Raw genomic sequence first — 15,506 nt, forward strand, 5'->3', positions numbered from 1 at the left:
GCATGCCGGACTCCCCCTGGTCAGCGCCGCGGCCGTCGCCGTGATCGCGCTGGCGATCGCCGTCGTCATCGCCGTCGGGCTCAAGGTCCTGCGCTCCTTCCGCGACCTCGGCACCGACGCCGAACGCGCCACCTATAAGACCCTGCACGCCGCGTCCCGCGCCGGCCAGCACCTGCGGACCGGCCTGAACCCCGCCGGTGCGGGCAAGGCCAGCCGGCAGCTGCGCGGGCTGCTCGGCTGCGACGGGTTCGCCATCACGGACACCACGGGCGTCCTGGCCTGGGACGGAGCCGCCGAGGAACTCCGACCGGTCCTGATGGAGGTGGCCGCGAGCGTGCTGGCGGGCGGCCACACCGCCGTGATCCCCGCCGGGGAGCTGCGGGCCCCGGGCGGCCGCTCCCCGCCGGCGCGCCCGGGTCCGGCTATGCGGCGGTCATTGCGCCGATCCGGGTGGGGTCCGGGGTGGCGGGCGTGGTGGCCGCGTTCGCACCCGAGGCGGGGTCCGGCCTGGTCCGGGCCACCGGCGAGGTGGCGGACTGGGTGGCCACCCAGGTGGAGCTGGCCGAACTCGACGCCTCCCGGACACTTCTGATGGAGGCGGAGGTGCGGGCGCTGCGGGCCCAGATCAGCCCGCACTTCATCTACAACTCGCTGAACGCGATCGCGTCCTTCATCAACACGGATCCGGTGCGGGCGCGGGAGCTGGTGGTGGAGTTCGCCGACTTCACCCGCTATTCGTTCCGCCGGCACGGGGACTTCACCACCCTGGCCGAGGAGCTGCGCTGCATCGACCGGTACCTGCTGCTGGAGCGCGCCCGCTTCGGCGAGCGGGTGCAAGTCAGCCTGCGGATCGCGCCGGAGGTGCTGAGCACGGTCATCCCGTTCCTGAGCCTGCAGCCGCTGGTGGAGAACGCCGTCCGGCATGGCCTGGAGGCCAAGGAGGGGCCCGGACACATCAGCATCACGGCCAACGATTCGGGTGCATTCGCCGAGGTGACGATCGAGGACGACGGCGTCGGCATGGACCCGGAGCAGCTGCGCTCGGTGCTGGCCGGGCACAGCGGCGGCGACCACGTGGGCCTGCACAACGTGGATGCCCGGCTGCGGCAGGTCTACGGCGAGGACAACGGCCTGGTGATCGAGACGGCGCCCGGCGAGGGCACGCTGATCACCCTGCGCGTCCCGAAGTCCCAGCCCCGCCACGACGCCTGAACCGACGCCCGGCCCACGCCGCCATGGCGCCCGTCGGGGCGCCGGCACGGCGGTACCCTAGGACCATGATTAACGTCCTCGTCGCCGACGACGAGCTGCCCGCCGTGGAGGAGCTGGCGTTCCTGCTGGGACGGGACGACCGGATCGGCACCATCCACCGCGCCTCCTCCGGCGCCGAGGCGCTCCGCACTTTGGAGAGCGCCGACGTAGACGCCGTCTTCCTCGACATCCACATGCCCGCCCTCTCCGGCCTGGACATCGCCCGGGTGATCGCCCGCAGCGCCCGGCCGCCCGCCGTCGTCTTCGTCACCGCCGACGAGGACTGCGCGCTGGAGGCCTTCGAGCTCGCGGCCGTGGACTACCTGCTCAAACCCGTCCGCGCCGAGCGGCTGGCCCGGTCCGTGGGCCGGATCAGCGAGCTGCTGCGCGACGGCGGACCAGCCCCGGAAATGATCACCGTGGACCTCGGCGGCACCACCAAGATGATCCGCCGCGACGACGTCACCTACGTCCAGGCCCAGGGCGACTACGCCCGGCTGCACACCGCGGACGCCAGCTACCTGATCCGGGTGCCGCTGGCGGACCTGGAGCAGCAGTGGGCCGAGGCCGGTTTCCTGCGCATCCACCGCTCCTACCTGGTGTCGCTGGCCCACGTCGGGCACCTGAAGCTGGCGGCGGGCCGGCCCAGCGTGGCGGTGGCCGGCGCCGAACTGCCGATCAGCCGCCGGCATCTGCCCCCGGTCCGGGAAAAGCTGGAGGCCACCCGGATCCGGCCGCAGGCATGACCCGGGTCAGGGTCACCGCCCCGCGCCGCGTCACCACGGGCGCCGGCGCCGCTGCTTCGGGGGCCGGGTCCGCTGGTTCCGGCACTGCGGGGTCGGGCACCGCAGGCGCCGCCGGTTCCGCGCTGGGCAGAGCCGCGGGCGAGGCACGCAAGGCGGCGGAGGAGACCGACGCCGGGCAGGTCTTCGTCCGCGCCCTGATCCGGTCCCAGCTCCGGCTCGGGATTGTGGTGGCCGCCGGGTTCCTGCTGATCATGCTCGGTTTCGCGCTCCTGCTGGGCCTGGTGCCGGGACTCGCCGAGCTGCGTATCGCCGGTCTGCCCTTCGACTGGGTGCTGCTCGGCGCCGGGATCTATCCGGTGATCGGGCTCAGCGCCTGGCTCTATGTCCGGACCGCGGCCCGCAACGAGGCCCGCTACCGCGACCTCGCCGGCGAGCGGTGAGGCGGCCATGAACCCAGTGGTCGGCGTCGCCGCCTTCGCCGCCGTCACCCTCGCCACCGCCGTCATCGGCTTCTACGGCCTGCGGATCTCCCGCACCACCGGGGACTTCTACGTCGCCTCCCGCACCGTCCGGCCCTGGTGGAACGCTTCGGCCATCGGCGGCGAATACCTCTCCGCGGCCAGCTTCCTCGGCGTGGCCGGGCTGATCCTGCTCTCGGGCACCGACGCCCTCTGGTACCCGGTGGGCTACACCGCCGGGTACCTGATGCTGCTGCTGTTCGTGGCGGCCCCACTGCGCCGCTCCGGCGCCTACACCATCCCGGACTTCACCGAGGCGCGGCTGGAATCCCGCGCCGTCCGACGGGTCACCAGCCTGGTGGTGGTGATGGTGGGCTGGCTGTACATCGTCCCGCAACTGCACGGCGCGGCGCTGGCCATCCGGATCACCACCGGGCTGCCGGCCTGGGTGGGCCAGGTGGCCGTGATCGCCGTCGTCTGCGTCACCGTGATGGCCGGCGGGATGCGCTCCATCACCTTCGTCCAGGCCTTCCAGTACTGGCTGAAACTCACCGCTTTGGCCGTGCCGCTGCTGTTCCTCCTGCTGGTGCTCGCCGGCACCGGCACCCCTGCCGTGGCCGAGGCGCCGGTGAACCCCACCAGGCTGCCGCCGGCCGGTCCGTACCAGAACATCTCGCTGCTGGTGGCGCTGCTCTTCGGGACGCTGGGCCTGCCGCACGTGCTGGTGCGCTTCTACACCAACCCGGACGGCCAGTCTGCGCGGCGGACTACCCTGATCGTGCTGGGTCTGCTGTCCGTGTTCTACCTCTTCCCTACCGCCTACGGGCTGATCGGGCGGGTCTTCGCCCCCGGCGCCGCGGGAGCCGGCCAGGCCGACGCGCTGGTGCTGCTGCTACCGGGCCGGATGATCGGCGGCCTCGCCGGGGACCTGCTCTCCGCCCTGGTGGTGGCCGGGGCGTTCGCGGCATTCCTGTCCACCACGTCCGGGCTGGTGGTCTCGCTGGCCGGCGTGATCAGCCAGGACATCCTGGGCGGCAGCGTCCGCGGGTTCCGGCTCGCGGCGCTGTTCTCGGCGGTGGTGCCGTTGGGGATCGCCGCGACGACGGATTCGACGGCGCTGGCCGGGAGCGTGGGGCTGGTGTTCGCCTTCACCGCCTCGACCATCTGCCCGGTGCTGCTGCTGGGGATCTGGTGGCGCGGCCTGACCGACGCCGGGGCGATCGCGGGAATGCTGACCGGGGCGCTGGCGTGCGGCGGTTCGATGCTGGCCGGCGCGGTGCTGGGTGCGGCGGGGACGCCGTCGTGGCTGGCGCAGCCGGCCGCGTGGACGGTGCCGGCCGCGTTCGCCGTCATGGTCCTGGTGTCCCGGGCCACCCGGGACCGGGTGCCGCGCAGCATCACCCGGCTAATGACGCGGCTGCACACCCCCGAGCGGCCGCTCGTGACGGAGCGCTAGCGCGGGTCAGCTAGCGGCCGGTCGCTAGAGCCGGTCAGTCGATCGCCGCCATGAGTTCGACCACTTTGTCCAGGAACGCATCCACCTGGGTTTCCTCGTAGCCGTCGCGGCCGACGGCGGGCCGGAAGGTGGCGCGGCGGACGTTGTCCACGCTGAGCGGCTGGTCCTCGTCCAAGTAGCCGATCAGCTCGTGGCAGAGGCCGTCGACGTCGGCGATGTTGTAGCTGCGGACCTTAGCCTTCGCCGGCCGGCGGAAGCGCTGCCCGTCCGGGCGGTGCAGCCGGCCGCGGAGCAGCCCGGCCAGCCGGCCGATCTCGCGCAGCCAGGCGTCCTCGCCGCGTTCGCCGACCAGTTCGTCGCGTTCCCGGCGGGCCAGGGCGTCCTCGAGCCGGTCCAGGGCCGCGTCTACGGCGGCGGCAGCGTAGCCGCCCTTGACCGGGTCGAAGGTGACGGCGCGGACATCGGCGCTCTTGACCACGCGCTCGGCCGCCTGCGGGGTCTCGAAGGAGACCCGGGCCTGCCGCAGGAACTGGTCCACCTGCTTGGCGTTGTAGCCGTACTGGTTGCGCTGGACGCGGTCAAAGGAGGCAGGGATCTGCCGGTTGAGGTCCACTCGGTTGCTGTCCACTGTTTACTTCTTATCCTTCGAGGCCGTGCGGCTCTTGTTGTGCGGCACTGGTTTGTCCGGCTGTGCCGGATCCGTGTACGGCGCTTTTTACGGGCACCATTGTAGGCGCCGGGGCGGGGTCGTCCGCCCGCTCAGCCACCCGCGGCGGCGGAGAAAATCATGAAGGCCACCGGCGAGGCGAAGACGATGGAGTCCAGCCGGTCCATCACTCCCCCGTGGCCCGGAAGGCTGTTGCCCATGTCCTTGATGCCAAGCTCCCGCTTGACCATGGACTCGGCGAGGTCGCCGGCGGTCGCGGCTCCCACCATGCCCACGGCCAGGGCGGCGCCGAACCACCACGGCTCGCCGAGGACGAAGATCGAGGCCAAAACGCCGACGACGACGGCCCCGCCCACGGACCCGGCGAAGCCCTCCCAGGACTTCTTCGGGCTGATCTTGGGCGCCATCGGGTGCTTGCCGAGGGAGGCACCGACGAGGTACCCGAAGGTGTCGTTGGAGACCACCAGCAGCAGCAGGGTGCCGATCTGCCAGGCCCCGACGGGCACTACGCCGTTCGGCCAGAAGCCCACCGGGGTGACCCCGCCGGAGGCATGCAGCGGCAGGACCGCAAAGCTGATCAGGAACGGTACCCACGCCATGGTGAAGACGCCGGCGAAGATGCTGCGGGCCGAGCCCGCGGCGCCCTCCAGCGACCGCCACAGCAGCACCGCGACGCTGCTGAGCAGGAACGCGAACATGAGGCTTTCCGGGCCGCCGAAGTAGGCGGAGACCGGCATCGCCACGGTGCCGGTCATCGCGGGGATGATCGGCAGCCGCGTGCCGGAGGCCTCCAGAGCCCGGTAGACCTCCCAGACGCCGAAGACCGCGAAGGCGGTGACGATCAGGACGAAGGCCAGGGGCAGGAACAGCAGGCCGCCGAGCACCGCAAAGAGCATGGCGAGGCCGACGGCCGTTGCGGCGGGAAGATTCCTGCCCGCCTTGGGCGTCGGGTTCTTCCGCTCTTTCCCCCTCACCCGGACGCGCGGCCCGGGTGCCTGCTGTTCGCCTGTCATCAGACCTCGAGCAGCTCGGCTTCCTTGCGCTTGAGCAGCTCGTCGATGCCGTCGACGTGGGACTTGGTCAGGGCGTCCAGTTCCTTCTCGGCACGGGTTCCCTCGTCCTCGCCGGCTTCGCCGTCCTTTAACCAGCTTGTCCAGGGTTTCCTTGGCCTTGCGGCGGATGTTGCGGATGGACACCTTGGCGTCCTCGCCCTTGGACTTGACGATCTTGACGTATTCCTTGCGGCGTTCCTTGGTCAGCTCAGGGATGGTGACCCGGATGACGTTGCCGTCGTTGGAGGGGTTGGCGCCCACCTCGGAGTCGCTCAGGGCGCGTTCGATGTCCCGCAGCGCGGTCTTGTCGAACGGGGTGATGAGGATGGTGCGGGCGTCCGGCACCGCGAAGGACGCCAGCTGCTGCAGCGGGGTCGGCGAGCCGTAGTACTCCACCATGACCTTGTTGTACAGGCCCGGGGTGGCGCGGCCGGTGCGGATCGAGGCGAAGTCTTCCTTGGCAACCTCGACCGCCTTGTCCATCTTGTCGCCGGCTTCGAGCAAGGTCTCTTCGATCACGTTCTCTCCTCAGAAATTTGGTGCGCGCCCCAGAGCCCGGGGAGCTGAACTGTCCTCAAACCATCCTAGCCGGAGCTAGGGGGTGACCACGGTGCCCAGGTCCTCGCCGCGGATCGCGCGGGTGACGTTGCCCTCGCCCTCCATGCCGAAGACGACCATGGTGAGGTTGTTGTCCTTGCACATGGTCATGGCGGTCTGGTCCATGACGCGGATGTCGCGGCGCAGGGCCTCGTCGTAGCTGAGCTTGTGCAGCTTCTCCGCGGTGGGATCCTTCTTCGGGTCGGCGGTGTAGACGCCGTCGACGCCGCTCTTGGCCATCAGGACGACGTCGGCGTGCACCTCCATGGCGCGCTGCGCGGCGACGGTGTCGGTGGAGAAGTAGGGCAGCCCCGCGCCGGCGCCGAAGATCACAACGCGGCCCTTCTCCATGTGGCGGATGGCGCGGCGCGGGATGTACGCCTCGGCGACCTGGCCCATGGTGATGGCGCTCTGCACGCGGGTCTCGACGCCGGCCTGCTCCAGGAAGTCCTGCAGCGCCAGGCAGTTCATAACCGTGCCGAGCATGCCCATGTAGTCGGCGCGGGAGCGGTCCATGCCGCTCTGCGAGAGCTCGGCACCGCGGAAGAAGTTGCCGCCGCCGACGACGATCGCGACCTCGACGTCCGGGACGGCCGCGGCGATCTGCTTGGCGACCCCGCGGACGGTGTCCGGGTCGACGCCCAGCTTGCCGCCGCCGAAGACCTCGCCGGAAAGCTTGAGGAGGACGCGGCGCCGCGTCTTCGTTGGCTGGGCGGAATTGTTGACGGTATCCATGGTGCCTTCCCGTTGGTGAGCTCTCAAAAGGTTATCGTGCCGGGGCCCGGCGGCGGCATTCCCCGCCGCCCGGGTCCCGGCGCAGGCGCCCTGGGGTCTCCTGCGCATGCAAAAGGGGTGGCCACCGAAGTGACCACCCCCTGGCGTTGCCGGTTAGGAACCGACGCGGAAGCGTGCGAAGCCGGTAGCCTTCACGCCGGCCTCTTCGAGGACGGCGGCGACGGACTTCTTGGCGTCCTTGGCGAATGCCTGGTCAACCAGGACCTCGCCCTTGTAGAAGCCGGTGACGCGGCCTTCGACGATCTTGGTCATCGCAGCTTCGGGCTTGCCCTCGGCCTTTGCGGTTTCCTCGGCGATGCGGCGCTCGGACTCGACCAGCTCGGACGGGACGTCCTCGCGGGTCAGGTAGTTTGGGGCCATGGCGGCGATGTGGACGGCGACGTCGTGGGCGGCGGCGGTGGCGGCTTCGCCTTCACCGTCGACGGCGAAGAGGACGCCGACCTGGGCCGGGAGGTCCTTGGACGTCTTGTGCAGGTACGCGTCGACGGTCGGGGCCTCGATGCGGGCGATGCGGCGGACGACGACCTTCTCGCCCAGGATGGCGCCTTCTTCGACGACAACCTCGGAGAGCGGCTTGCCGTCAACGTCGGTGGCCAGCAAGGCCTCGAGGTCGGCAGCGCCGGACTCGACGGCGACGGTCAGGACCTTGTCGGCCAGCTGGATGAACTTGTCAGCCTTGGCAACGAAGTCGGTCTCGCAGTTGACTTCGACCATCACGCCGACGCCATTGGCGACCTTGGCGGCAACCAGGCCCTCGGCCGTGGAGCGGCCTTCGCGCTTGGTGGCACCCTTGAGGCCCTTGATGCGGATGATCTCGATGGCCTTCTCGGCGTCGCCGTTGGCCTCGTCGAGAGCCTTCTTGACGTCCATCATGCCGGCGCCGGTGCGCTCGCGCAGGGCCTTGATGTCAGCAGCAGTGTAGTTCGCCATGTGAACCCCTCTGTCTAGAAAATTTTGTCTGGTGTACGGACCGACAGGACGGCTGCTCACGCACAGTGAGCGGCCATCCTGTCGGTACCCCGCGCGCTGCGGGCAGCGCGCAGGGAAGTGCGGCTAAGCCGGGGTGACTACTTGGCGTCGTCCGCGGCCGGGGCCTCGGCGGCTTCCGGAGCAGCTTCGGCGGCCGGAGCAGCGTCGGCGGCCGGAGCAGCCTCTTCGGCCTTGTTGCCTTCGAGGAGCTCGCGCTCCCACTCGGCCAGCGGCTCTTCCGGGGCTTCCGTGGTGCCCGTGGCGCGCTGGTTGCGGGCGATCAGGCCCTCGGCAACGGCGTCGGCAACGACGCGGGTCAGCAGGTTCACGGAGCGGATGGCGTCGTCGTTACCCGGGATCGGGAAGTCAACTTCGTCCGGATCGCAGTTGGTGTCCAGGATGGCCACAACCGGGATGTTCAGCTTCTTGGCTTCGTCGACGGCGAGGTGTTCCTTCTTGGTGTCGACAACCCACAGGAGCGAAGGCGCCTTGGTGAGGTTGCGGATACCGCCGAGGTTGGTCTCCAGCTTGGTCAGCTCGCGACGCAGGAGCAGCAGTTCCTTCTTGGTGTAAGCGGAACCGGCGACGTCGTCGAAGTCGATCTCTTCGAGTTCCTTCATGCGCTGGATGCGCTTGGAAACCGTCTGGAAGTTGGTCAGCATACCGCCGAGCCAACGCTGGTTCACGTACGGCTGGCCGACGCGGGTGGCCTGCTCGGCGATGGCTTCCTGTGCCTGCTTCTTGGTACCAACGAAGAGGACGGTGCCGCCGTGTGCGACGGTGGCCTTCACGAACTCGTAGGCACGGTCGATGTAGGACAGCGACTGCTGCAGGTCAATGATGTAGATGCCGTTGCGCTCCGTGAAGATGAAGCGCTTCATCTTCGGGTTCCAACGACGGGTCTGGTGTCCAAAGTGGACGCCGCTGTCAAGCAGCTGGCGCATGGTTACGACGGGCATGCCGACGCTCCTTCCGGCAGGTCATTCATGAGAGAGCCGTGAGGCCCTCTTACCCTGCCAATAGTTGACGGTTGATTAGCAGCACCCGGTTCCGGGAGCTCCTCCTGGTATCCACCGCGCTCCTCATCCGGACCATGGGGTCCGGACCGCAAGGGGCGCAGTCCTCGTCGGCCGGAGCGGTGCTTCGGCTGCAGAGGGCTGGATACGCGTAGTCAGCAAGCGTTCCCGCACTCCTGAATGAGATGTGCTGCCTTCCGCGGCACGTCCGGGAAGGACAGCGCAACGAATCGGGGCATGAGGGAACAGCAAACTGCTCCACCTAGTGTACTACAGCGGGCCCCGCCCGACGGACGCGTCCGGGGCGCCGGCCGGGGGTGCTTCGGGGTTCCGACGGGGCGCCGACGGCGGTGTTCCGGAGGCATATCTGGGGCCTGGGTGGAGTTGTCCACATGGCGTCCCGGGCGCCTGTTTCGACACCGCCAGGGCACCCAGGCTGGAGCCATGACGTTGTTCCCCGTGCTCCCGCTGCTGCTCGCCGTTGCACTGGCCGGTTCCCTTGCCCCGCAGGTCCCGACGCACCCGCCAGTGATGCTTTCCGGAGTTGGCGCCGCGGCGCCGGCGGTTCCGGCCCGCGCGGCGCCGGCGCGGGGCTGGGTTTGGCCGCTCTCCCCAGGCCAGCGGTCGTGCGGGGCTTCGATCCGCCCGACCGGCCGTGGCTCAGCGGACACCGCGGGGTGGACCTGCGGGCCGACGCCGGGGCCGTGGTCAGCGCACCGGCCGCGGGACGGGTCAGTTTCGCCGGCATGGTGGTGGACCGCCCGGTGCTGAGCATCGACCACGGGGACGGTCTCCGGAGTAGCTTCGAACCCGTGGAGACGACCCTGCGGGCCGGGGACCCGGTGGCGGCCGGGTCCCCGGTGGGTGTGGTGGCGGCCCCGCAGCCCGGAACGCCCGGCCACTGCGGCGGCACGCCGTGTCTGCACTGGGGCGTCCGCGGCGGCGAGGAGTATCTGAACCCCCTCGGGTTCGTCCTGGACCTGCGGCCCTCGGTGCTGCTGCCGCCGGTCCGGGCGCCGGTGTCGGGGTTAGACGATCGCGGAGATTCCGGTGATGGCCCGGCCCGTGACCAAGGTGTTGATCTCGTGGGTGCCCTCGTAGGAGTAGATGGCCTCCGCGTCGGAGAAGACCTTCGCCATCTCGTAGTCGGAGACAATGCCGTTGCCGCCCAGGAGGCTGCGGCCGATCGCCACGGTTTCCCGCATCCGGGCCGTGGTGAAGGCCTTAGCCAGGGCGGACTGTTCGTCCTTGGCCTGGCCCGCGTCTTCGAGCTGGGAGAGCCGGACCAACATGCCCATCGAGCTGACGGTGTTGCCGAGCATCTGGACCAGCTGGTTCTGCACGAGCTGGAAGGAGGCAATCGGCCGGCCGAACTGGCTGCGTTCGACGGCATAGCGGCGGGCGACGTCGAACGCGGCCAGCTGCTGGCCGACGGCCTGCCAGGCCACGGAGAGGCGGGTGACCTTCAGGACCTTGTTGGTGTCGCGGAAGCTGTTGGCGTTCGCGAGCTTGAAGAAGTCGGGCACCACGACGTTTTCCAGCGTGATGTCCGCGTTCTGAACGGTGCGCAGCGAAATCTTGTTCTCGATCTTGGTGGCGCCGTAGCCCTCGGTCTTCGTGTCCACCAGGAAGCCCTTGACCTGGTTGTCCTCGACGTCGCGGGCGTAGATGACCACCCAGTCGGAAAAGGTGGCGTTACCGATCCAGCGCTTCGCGCCGTTGAGGACCCAGTGATCACCTTCGCGCCGGGCGGTGGTGCGCGTGCCGCCGGCAACGTCGGAGCCACCCAGCGGTTCGGTCAGGCCGAAGGCGCCGATCTTCTTCATCGAGTAGATCTCCGGCAGCCAGGCCTCCTGCTGCTCCTGGGAGGCCAGCGCCTCGATCGAGCCGGTGAACAGTCCGTCGTGGACGCCCATGAAGGTGGCGATCGAGGTGTCGGCGCGGGTGGTCTCGGCGTGAAGTATGCCGGCGAAGAGGTTCGAGTAACCCTGGCGCTTGACCGGGCTGACGAGGTCGATCTCGGCCAACTTGGGGATCAGGTCCATCGGGAACTCGGCGCGGTTCCAGCAGTCGACGGCGATCGGCTTGACCTCGCGGGCCAGGAACTCGCGGACCTCGGCCAGCCGGTCGCGCTCCTTGTCGCTGAGCAGTTGCTCGAAGGCGAAGAAGTCGCCGTCGGCGTACGGGAGGTTGTTGAAGTCGATTGCAGCCTTGGACATGGTGTTCCCTCACTTGTGATCAGCGGCGACCAGAAGGGCGCGGAGAGATCCGCACCGATATGTTACTGGGCAGTAACTTACCGTGTGCGGAGGGGTGCCGCAAGTGACCTGGCCCACCCGCGGGGCGGGGAACGCAAAGGCCGCGTCCGGGAGGCGGAGCTTCCGGACGCGGCCTGGGAAGTGCGGCGTTTGATGGTGGGAGGTGACGCTGACCGGCCGGGAGACCGGTGATGGTAGGGCTACTCGGACTTGAACCGAGGACCTTAGGATTATGAGTCCCGCGCTCTAACCAGCTGAGCTATAGCCCCGTGGGACCCGGGGCACCGGCCGTGTCACGGCAGGCCCCGGGGCAAAACACTCTAGCAATAGTAGTCGTACCGGCCGGGCGCCCCGGCCCGTGCCCGAGTGCTAGACCACCAGGTCGTCGTAGCTGGCGCCGCGGTAAATGTCCTCGAAGGTCTGGAGGGTCCGCTCGATGCTGTGGTTCTCCACCATGCTGCGGCTGACCTTGCCCATGGCGGCACGCTCGTCGGCAGGCAGGGACAGCACCGTGGTGATCTTGGCGGCCAGGTCGTCGCTGTCGTTCGGGGTAAACAGGTAGCCGTTCTCCCCGTCGCGCACCAGGTGCGGCAGGGCCATCGCGTCGGCCAGGACGACGGGCGTGGAGGCGGACATCGCTTCAAGGGTCACCAGGGACTGCAGCTCCGCGGTGCCCGGCATGCAGAACAGGTCGGCGCCGAGGTAGGCGCGGCGCAGTTCCTCGTCGCTGGCCAGGCCCAGGAAGCGCACCCGGTCCCCCAGGCCCAAACGCTTGACCTGCGCCTCCAGGGCCGGGCGGACCTCGCCGCCGCCGACCACCTGCAGGTGGACGTCGAGGGTGGCCGGGGTCTTGGAGATGGCGTCGATCAGGACATCGATGTGCTTTTCCTCGGCGAGGCGGCCCACGAAGAGCACGGTGGGGCTGGCGTTGACGGGGACTTCCTCCCCCGGCTTCAGCTCGTAGGCGGCGGCGTCGATGCCATTGGAGAGCGGCAGCACCTTGCGGAGGAAGGCGTGGTCGTGCATCGCCTTGGCCGCGAGCGGGGTGGGGGTGGTCACGACGTCGGCCTGGCCCATGACCTTGCCCATGTCGCGCCAGGAGACGCGGCCCACGATGTCCTTGAACCACTGCGGGAACGGCAGGAAGGGGTTGAGGTTCTCCGGCATAAAGTGGTTGGTCGCCACGATACGGACGCCGCGGCGAACCGCCTCGTAGAGGACGTGCTCACCGATCATGTAGTGACTCTGGATGTGCACGACGTCGGGCTTGACCCGGTCGAAGAGCAGCGCGATCTCCTTCTTGATCTCCCAGGGGAAGGTGATCCGGAAGCTCTCGTGCGTGGGGACGGAGTGGGAGCGCACGCGGTGCACGGTGGCCTCGTCGCGGAACTCGCTGTAGCTCTTGCCCTTGCTGGGGCGGGTGGCCAGGACGTGGACGTCGTGGCCGCGTCCGGTCATGCCCTTGGCGAGACGGTAGCCGAACTGGGCGGCTCCGTTGACGTCCGGCGGGTAGGTTTCGGCGGCGATCAGGATCGTCAGTTTCCTGCCGGGGTTGTCGGTCTGGGGCATGGTCACGGGGATGGCTCCTGGTGGTCACGGTGGGTAGCGGCGGCCGGCCGGCCGCCGGCGCAGGCGCGGCCCGCCGGCGCCTGAAGTCTGTGGCGTCGCCCTAAGGCCTCCGCGCCGCGGCCTTCCGCGCGTCTTTCTTGCGCTTGGTAGACCTCGGGGTGGTGCCTGGACAGGGCGATCACTCCCACGATAGCAAGGAGAGCCGCGGCACCCATGGCGATCGCGGTCACGGCGTGGACATCGGGGCGCAGTTCGCCGAGGATCACGACGCCGATCGCGATGCCGATCATGGGGTCGATCACGGTCAGGCCGGCGATGACCAGGTCCGGCGGACCGCCCGAGTAGGCGCTCTGCACGAACCACGAACCCAGACCGCCCGCTGCAAGGATGGCCAGCAGGGTGTACCACTGCACGTTGAGCAGGAACAGCCCGTTGGGGTCCAGCAGGTGCCGCCCAATGATCCGGGTCAGGACGGCAACGAAGCCGAACAGCATGCCGGCGCCGATGATGTACACGAACGCGCTCATCCGGTGCTTGAAGAGCAGCGCCAGGGTGCCGAACAGGGCCACGACGAGGGCCAGCAACAGCACCACCGTGAGCTCGTCCGCGGCACTGACGTGGTGATTCTCCTGGGTGACCGTGACGGCCAGGATCACGAACAGGGCGGAGCCGGTGACGCAGCAGCTGATCGCCACCACCGTGGCCCGGTTCATGCTCAGGCCCTGGTCCTTGGCGTTGATGACCGTGGTGATGACCAGCGCGATGGCGCCGATCGGCTGCACAACGGTCAGCGGGGCGGACACGAGGGCGATGGCATTCAGGGCCGTGCCGACACACAAGAGCACGAGCCCCAGGAGCCAGCGGCGGTTACGGATCAGCCGAAGCAGGCCGTTGGAGCTCAGGGCCAGGCCGCCGGTGTCTGCCTTGACCGCGCTGCCCTGCCGCTGCGCGCCAAAGGCGAGGAAAAAGGCGCCGGCGACGGCCAGCACGACTGCCAGCCAGACCATCAGCGGGGTCCCCCGTCGTCGTTGGAACGTTCCTGCGGGTTCACGGCGGTGCTGCTTCTGCGGCGGGCCGCTGTCCGCGGCCCTTGCGGATGATGGCCCAGAAGTAGTTGTAGGCGGCGATCCAGTGCCCCACCAGGCCGAGGCCCAGGCAGACCCAGGCCGCCACGAAGTAGCCCTCGGCGCCGGGCAGCTGCAGCTTCGAGAGCACCAGCAGGGGTGTGCCGAGGAGCAGCAGCGCGGTCCGGATCTTGCCGACCCGGCTGACCGGGAGGTCGGGGTGGCTGTGGAAGTAGTAGAGGGAGATGGCCATCAGGATCAGGTCGGGCACCAGGAGGGCGGTCAGGTACCACCACTCGACGACGCCGGCGATCACGAGGGTGACGGCGACGGCGATCAGGGCCAGCCGGTCCGCTATCGGGTCCATGATCCGGCCGAGGTTGGACATCTGGTTGAAGCGGCGGGCGATGTAGCCGTCCACCCAGTCGGTGCTGCCCATGAGGGCCAGGACCAGGGCGGCGGCACCGTACTCCTGTTTCGCGAGGACCAGCCAGATGAACAGCGGGACACCGAGGAACCGCACCACGGTCAGGAGATTGGGGACGGTGAAGACCACATCCGAATGGATTTGGGGTTGGCCGGGACGCGCGCCAGCGCCGATGAACCTCATTCGGCCTCCCTTTCCGCTGCCGGTGTCCATTCGTTGTCGGGGTTTACGGTCCTGTCAGCCCTTGAGCAGGCGGCGCAGCAGGACGATGAAGGTGGTGGTCGCCGCCGCGAAGGCTGCCAGCGGCTTCCAACGCTTGGCCAGTTCCGCGGCCGGCGCCGTGCCGGAGCTGCCGGTGGAAGGCCGGGCACCGGGGGTGGTGGCGGAGGGGCCACGCAGGGCGGCGATCCGGTCGTCGACCAGTTCCTTGCCCTCTTCGACGCGCTGCTGGCCGGCGGCGAGGAGGATCTGCGCCTGGGCCTTGAGGTCCAGTTCCTCGCCGAGTTCGTCGCGGACGCCGGTGAGGTGGCGGCGGCGCTGGTCCAGCCGGCGGCGCAGCTCATCCTCGGAGGGAGCGGGGCCGAGGTCGGGCTGTTCGGCCGCCTTCTTGGCTTCCTTCTCCGCCTTGGCACGGGCGGCGGCTGCCTCCTTGGCGGCCTTCGCTGCCTTGGCCTGCGGCGTGTTCGGATCAAGCACGGCCGGGTCGAAGGAGGAGCCCTCCTTGGCGATGCCGAGGTCGTACTTCAGCCCGCGGATGGTCTCCTCGGGGACCAGCGGCATGGCCTTCTTGAAGCGGCTGACGCCGATGAGTCCCACGATCAGGGCGATGACCAGGAACACGGCGCAGACCAGGAGGGCCGCGAGCCAGGCCGGCATGATCGTGGCGAGGCCCATGATGGCTGCCACGACGAGCCCGATGACCAGCAGCAGGACGAAGATCAGGGCGACGACGGCGAAGGCCGCCGCGATGCCGAGCTGGATGCCCTTGCGCTTGAGTTCGGCCTTGGCGAAGGCAATCTCATCGTTGAGTTGCCGCGGTGCCAGCTTAAAGATCAGTTTCAAGGTCTTGGGCAACGCGGAAAGGCGCAGCCCCCGCCGGTCCTGCCGGTGTGCCGTCCACTCATCGGTTCCGCCTAACTGGTGCCATCTGTCGTTCCGCTTCCGCTGAAATGCCCGGGCCT

Annotated in this window: 12 protein-coding genes, 1 tRNA gene and 4 pseudogenes; 5 read left to right on the forward strand and 12 right to left on the reverse strand. The window is 69.2% G+C overall.

The features are described from left to right. Positions 1–16 precede the first annotated feature (16 nt). From ACRQ5B_RS00670 to ACRQ5B_RS00685, 4 genes and pseudogenes are all read left to right on the forward strand, one after another. Positions 17–1,212 (forward strand): annotated as a pseudogene (locus ACRQ5B_RS00670) (sensor histidine kinase). 65 nt (positions 1,213–1,277) lie between these two features. Next, positions 1,278–1,997, forward strand: a complete 720-nt coding sequence (locus ACRQ5B_RS00675) for a LytR/AlgR family response regulator transcription factor (protein WP_290258397.1) — start codon at positions 1,278–1,280, stop codon at positions 1,995–1,997. Further along, positions 1,994–2,437: a hypothetical protein gene (locus ACRQ5B_RS00680; RefSeq protein ID WP_412882550.1), complete on the forward strand. Its 444-nt coding sequence runs from the start codon at positions 1,994–1,996 to the stop codon at positions 2,435–2,437. Before ACRQ5B_RS00675 ends, ACRQ5B_RS00680 begins: the two co-directional genes overlap by 4 nt. Positions 2,438–2,444: 7 nt before the next feature. Next, positions 2,445–3,911, forward strand: coding sequence for a cation acetate symporter (locus ACRQ5B_RS00685; protein WP_432395964.1), 1,467 nt, complete (start codon positions 2,445–2,447; stop codon positions 3,909–3,911). A gap of 34 nt (positions 3,912–3,945) precedes the next feature. Here ACRQ5B_RS00685 and ACRQ5B_RS00690 read toward each other — a convergent pair whose 3' ends face one another. The 6 genes and pseudogenes from ACRQ5B_RS00690 to rpsB form a co-directional block, all read right to left on the reverse strand. After that, complete coding sequence (locus ACRQ5B_RS00690) at positions 3,946–4,524, reverse strand: DivIVA domain-containing protein (protein WP_290258577.1); 579 nt, start codon at positions 4,522–4,524, stop codon at positions 3,946–3,948. A gap of 146 nt (positions 4,525–4,670) precedes the next feature. After that, positions 4,671–5,591, reverse strand: a complete 921-nt coding sequence (locus ACRQ5B_RS00695) for a phosphatidate cytidylyltransferase (protein WP_432395967.1) — start codon at positions 5,589–5,591, stop codon at positions 4,671–4,673. Further along, positions 5,591–6,149 (reverse strand): annotated as a pseudogene (gene frr, locus ACRQ5B_RS00700) (ribosome recycling factor). The gene ACRQ5B_RS00695 and the pseudogene frr overlap by 1 nt, the downstream one beginning before the upstream one ends. Before the next feature lie 75 nt (positions 6,150–6,224). Beyond that, positions 6,225–6,962, reverse strand: a complete 738-nt coding sequence (pyrH, locus tag ACRQ5B_RS00705; protein ID WP_290258402.1) for a UMP kinase — start codon at positions 6,960–6,962, stop codon at positions 6,225–6,227. A 153-nt stretch (positions 6,963–7,115) separates the two neighbouring features. Continuing rightward, a complete protein-coding gene (gene tsf, locus ACRQ5B_RS00710) occupies positions 7,116–7,952 on the reverse strand; it encodes a translation elongation factor Ts (RefSeq protein ID WP_290258403.1) in 837 nt (278 codons plus the stop codon). 137 nt (positions 7,953–8,089) lie between these two features. Further along, positions 8,090–8,950, reverse strand: a complete 861-nt coding sequence (rpsB, locus tag ACRQ5B_RS00715) for a 30S ribosomal protein S2 (RefSeq protein WP_432395971.1) — start codon at positions 8,948–8,950, stop codon at positions 8,090–8,092. Between the two features lie 449 nt (positions 8,951–9,399). Between rpsB and ACRQ5B_RS00720 the strand changes: the two are divergent. Beyond that, positions 9,400–9,909, forward strand: a pseudogene (locus ACRQ5B_RS00720) (peptidoglycan DD-metalloendopeptidase family protein); the annotation flags it as partial. 126 nt (positions 9,910–10,035) lie between these two features. Here ACRQ5B_RS00720 and ACRQ5B_RS00725 read toward each other — a convergent pair. The 6 genes and pseudogenes from ACRQ5B_RS00725 to ACRQ5B_RS00750 form a co-directional block, all read right to left on the reverse strand. Beyond that, positions 10,036–11,226 (reverse strand): acyl-CoA dehydrogenase family protein, encoded by a 1,191-nt coding sequence (locus ACRQ5B_RS00725; protein WP_432395974.1) that lies wholly within the window; start codon positions 11,224–11,226, stop codon positions 10,036–10,038. A gap of 231 nt (positions 11,227–11,457) precedes the next feature. After that, positions 11,458–11,534, reverse strand: a tRNA-Ile gene (locus tag ACRQ5B_RS00730). A 100-nt stretch (positions 11,535–11,634) separates the two neighbouring features. Further along, positions 11,635–12,834 (reverse strand): glycosyltransferase, encoded by a 1,200-nt coding sequence (locus tag ACRQ5B_RS00735; protein ID WP_432398797.1) that lies wholly within the window; start codon positions 12,832–12,834, stop codon positions 11,635–11,637. 100 nt (positions 12,835–12,934) lie between these two features. Further along, positions 12,935–13,841: pseudogene (locus ACRQ5B_RS00740) on the reverse strand (DMT family transporter). Positions 13,842–13,881: 40 nt separating this feature from the next. Further along, on the reverse strand, positions 13,882–14,508 hold the full coding sequence (locus ACRQ5B_RS00745; protein WP_432395977.1) for a CDP-alcohol phosphatidyltransferase family protein: 627 nt from the start codon (positions 14,506–14,508) through the stop codon (positions 13,882–13,884). Positions 14,509–14,562: 54 nt separating this feature from the next. Continuing rightward, the gene (locus tag ACRQ5B_RS00750; RefSeq protein WP_432395980.1) at positions 14,563–15,387 is read right to left on the reverse strand and encodes a phage holin family protein; all 825 of its coding nucleotides are present in this window, start codon (positions 15,385–15,387) and stop codon (positions 14,563–14,565) included. Between the last annotated feature and the right edge of the window lie 119 nt (positions 15,388–15,506).

The organism is Pseudarthrobacter sp. L19 (assembly GCF_050859435.1).
Taxonomy (GTDB): Bacteria; Actinomycetota; Actinomycetes; order Actinomycetales; family Micrococcaceae; genus Arthrobacter.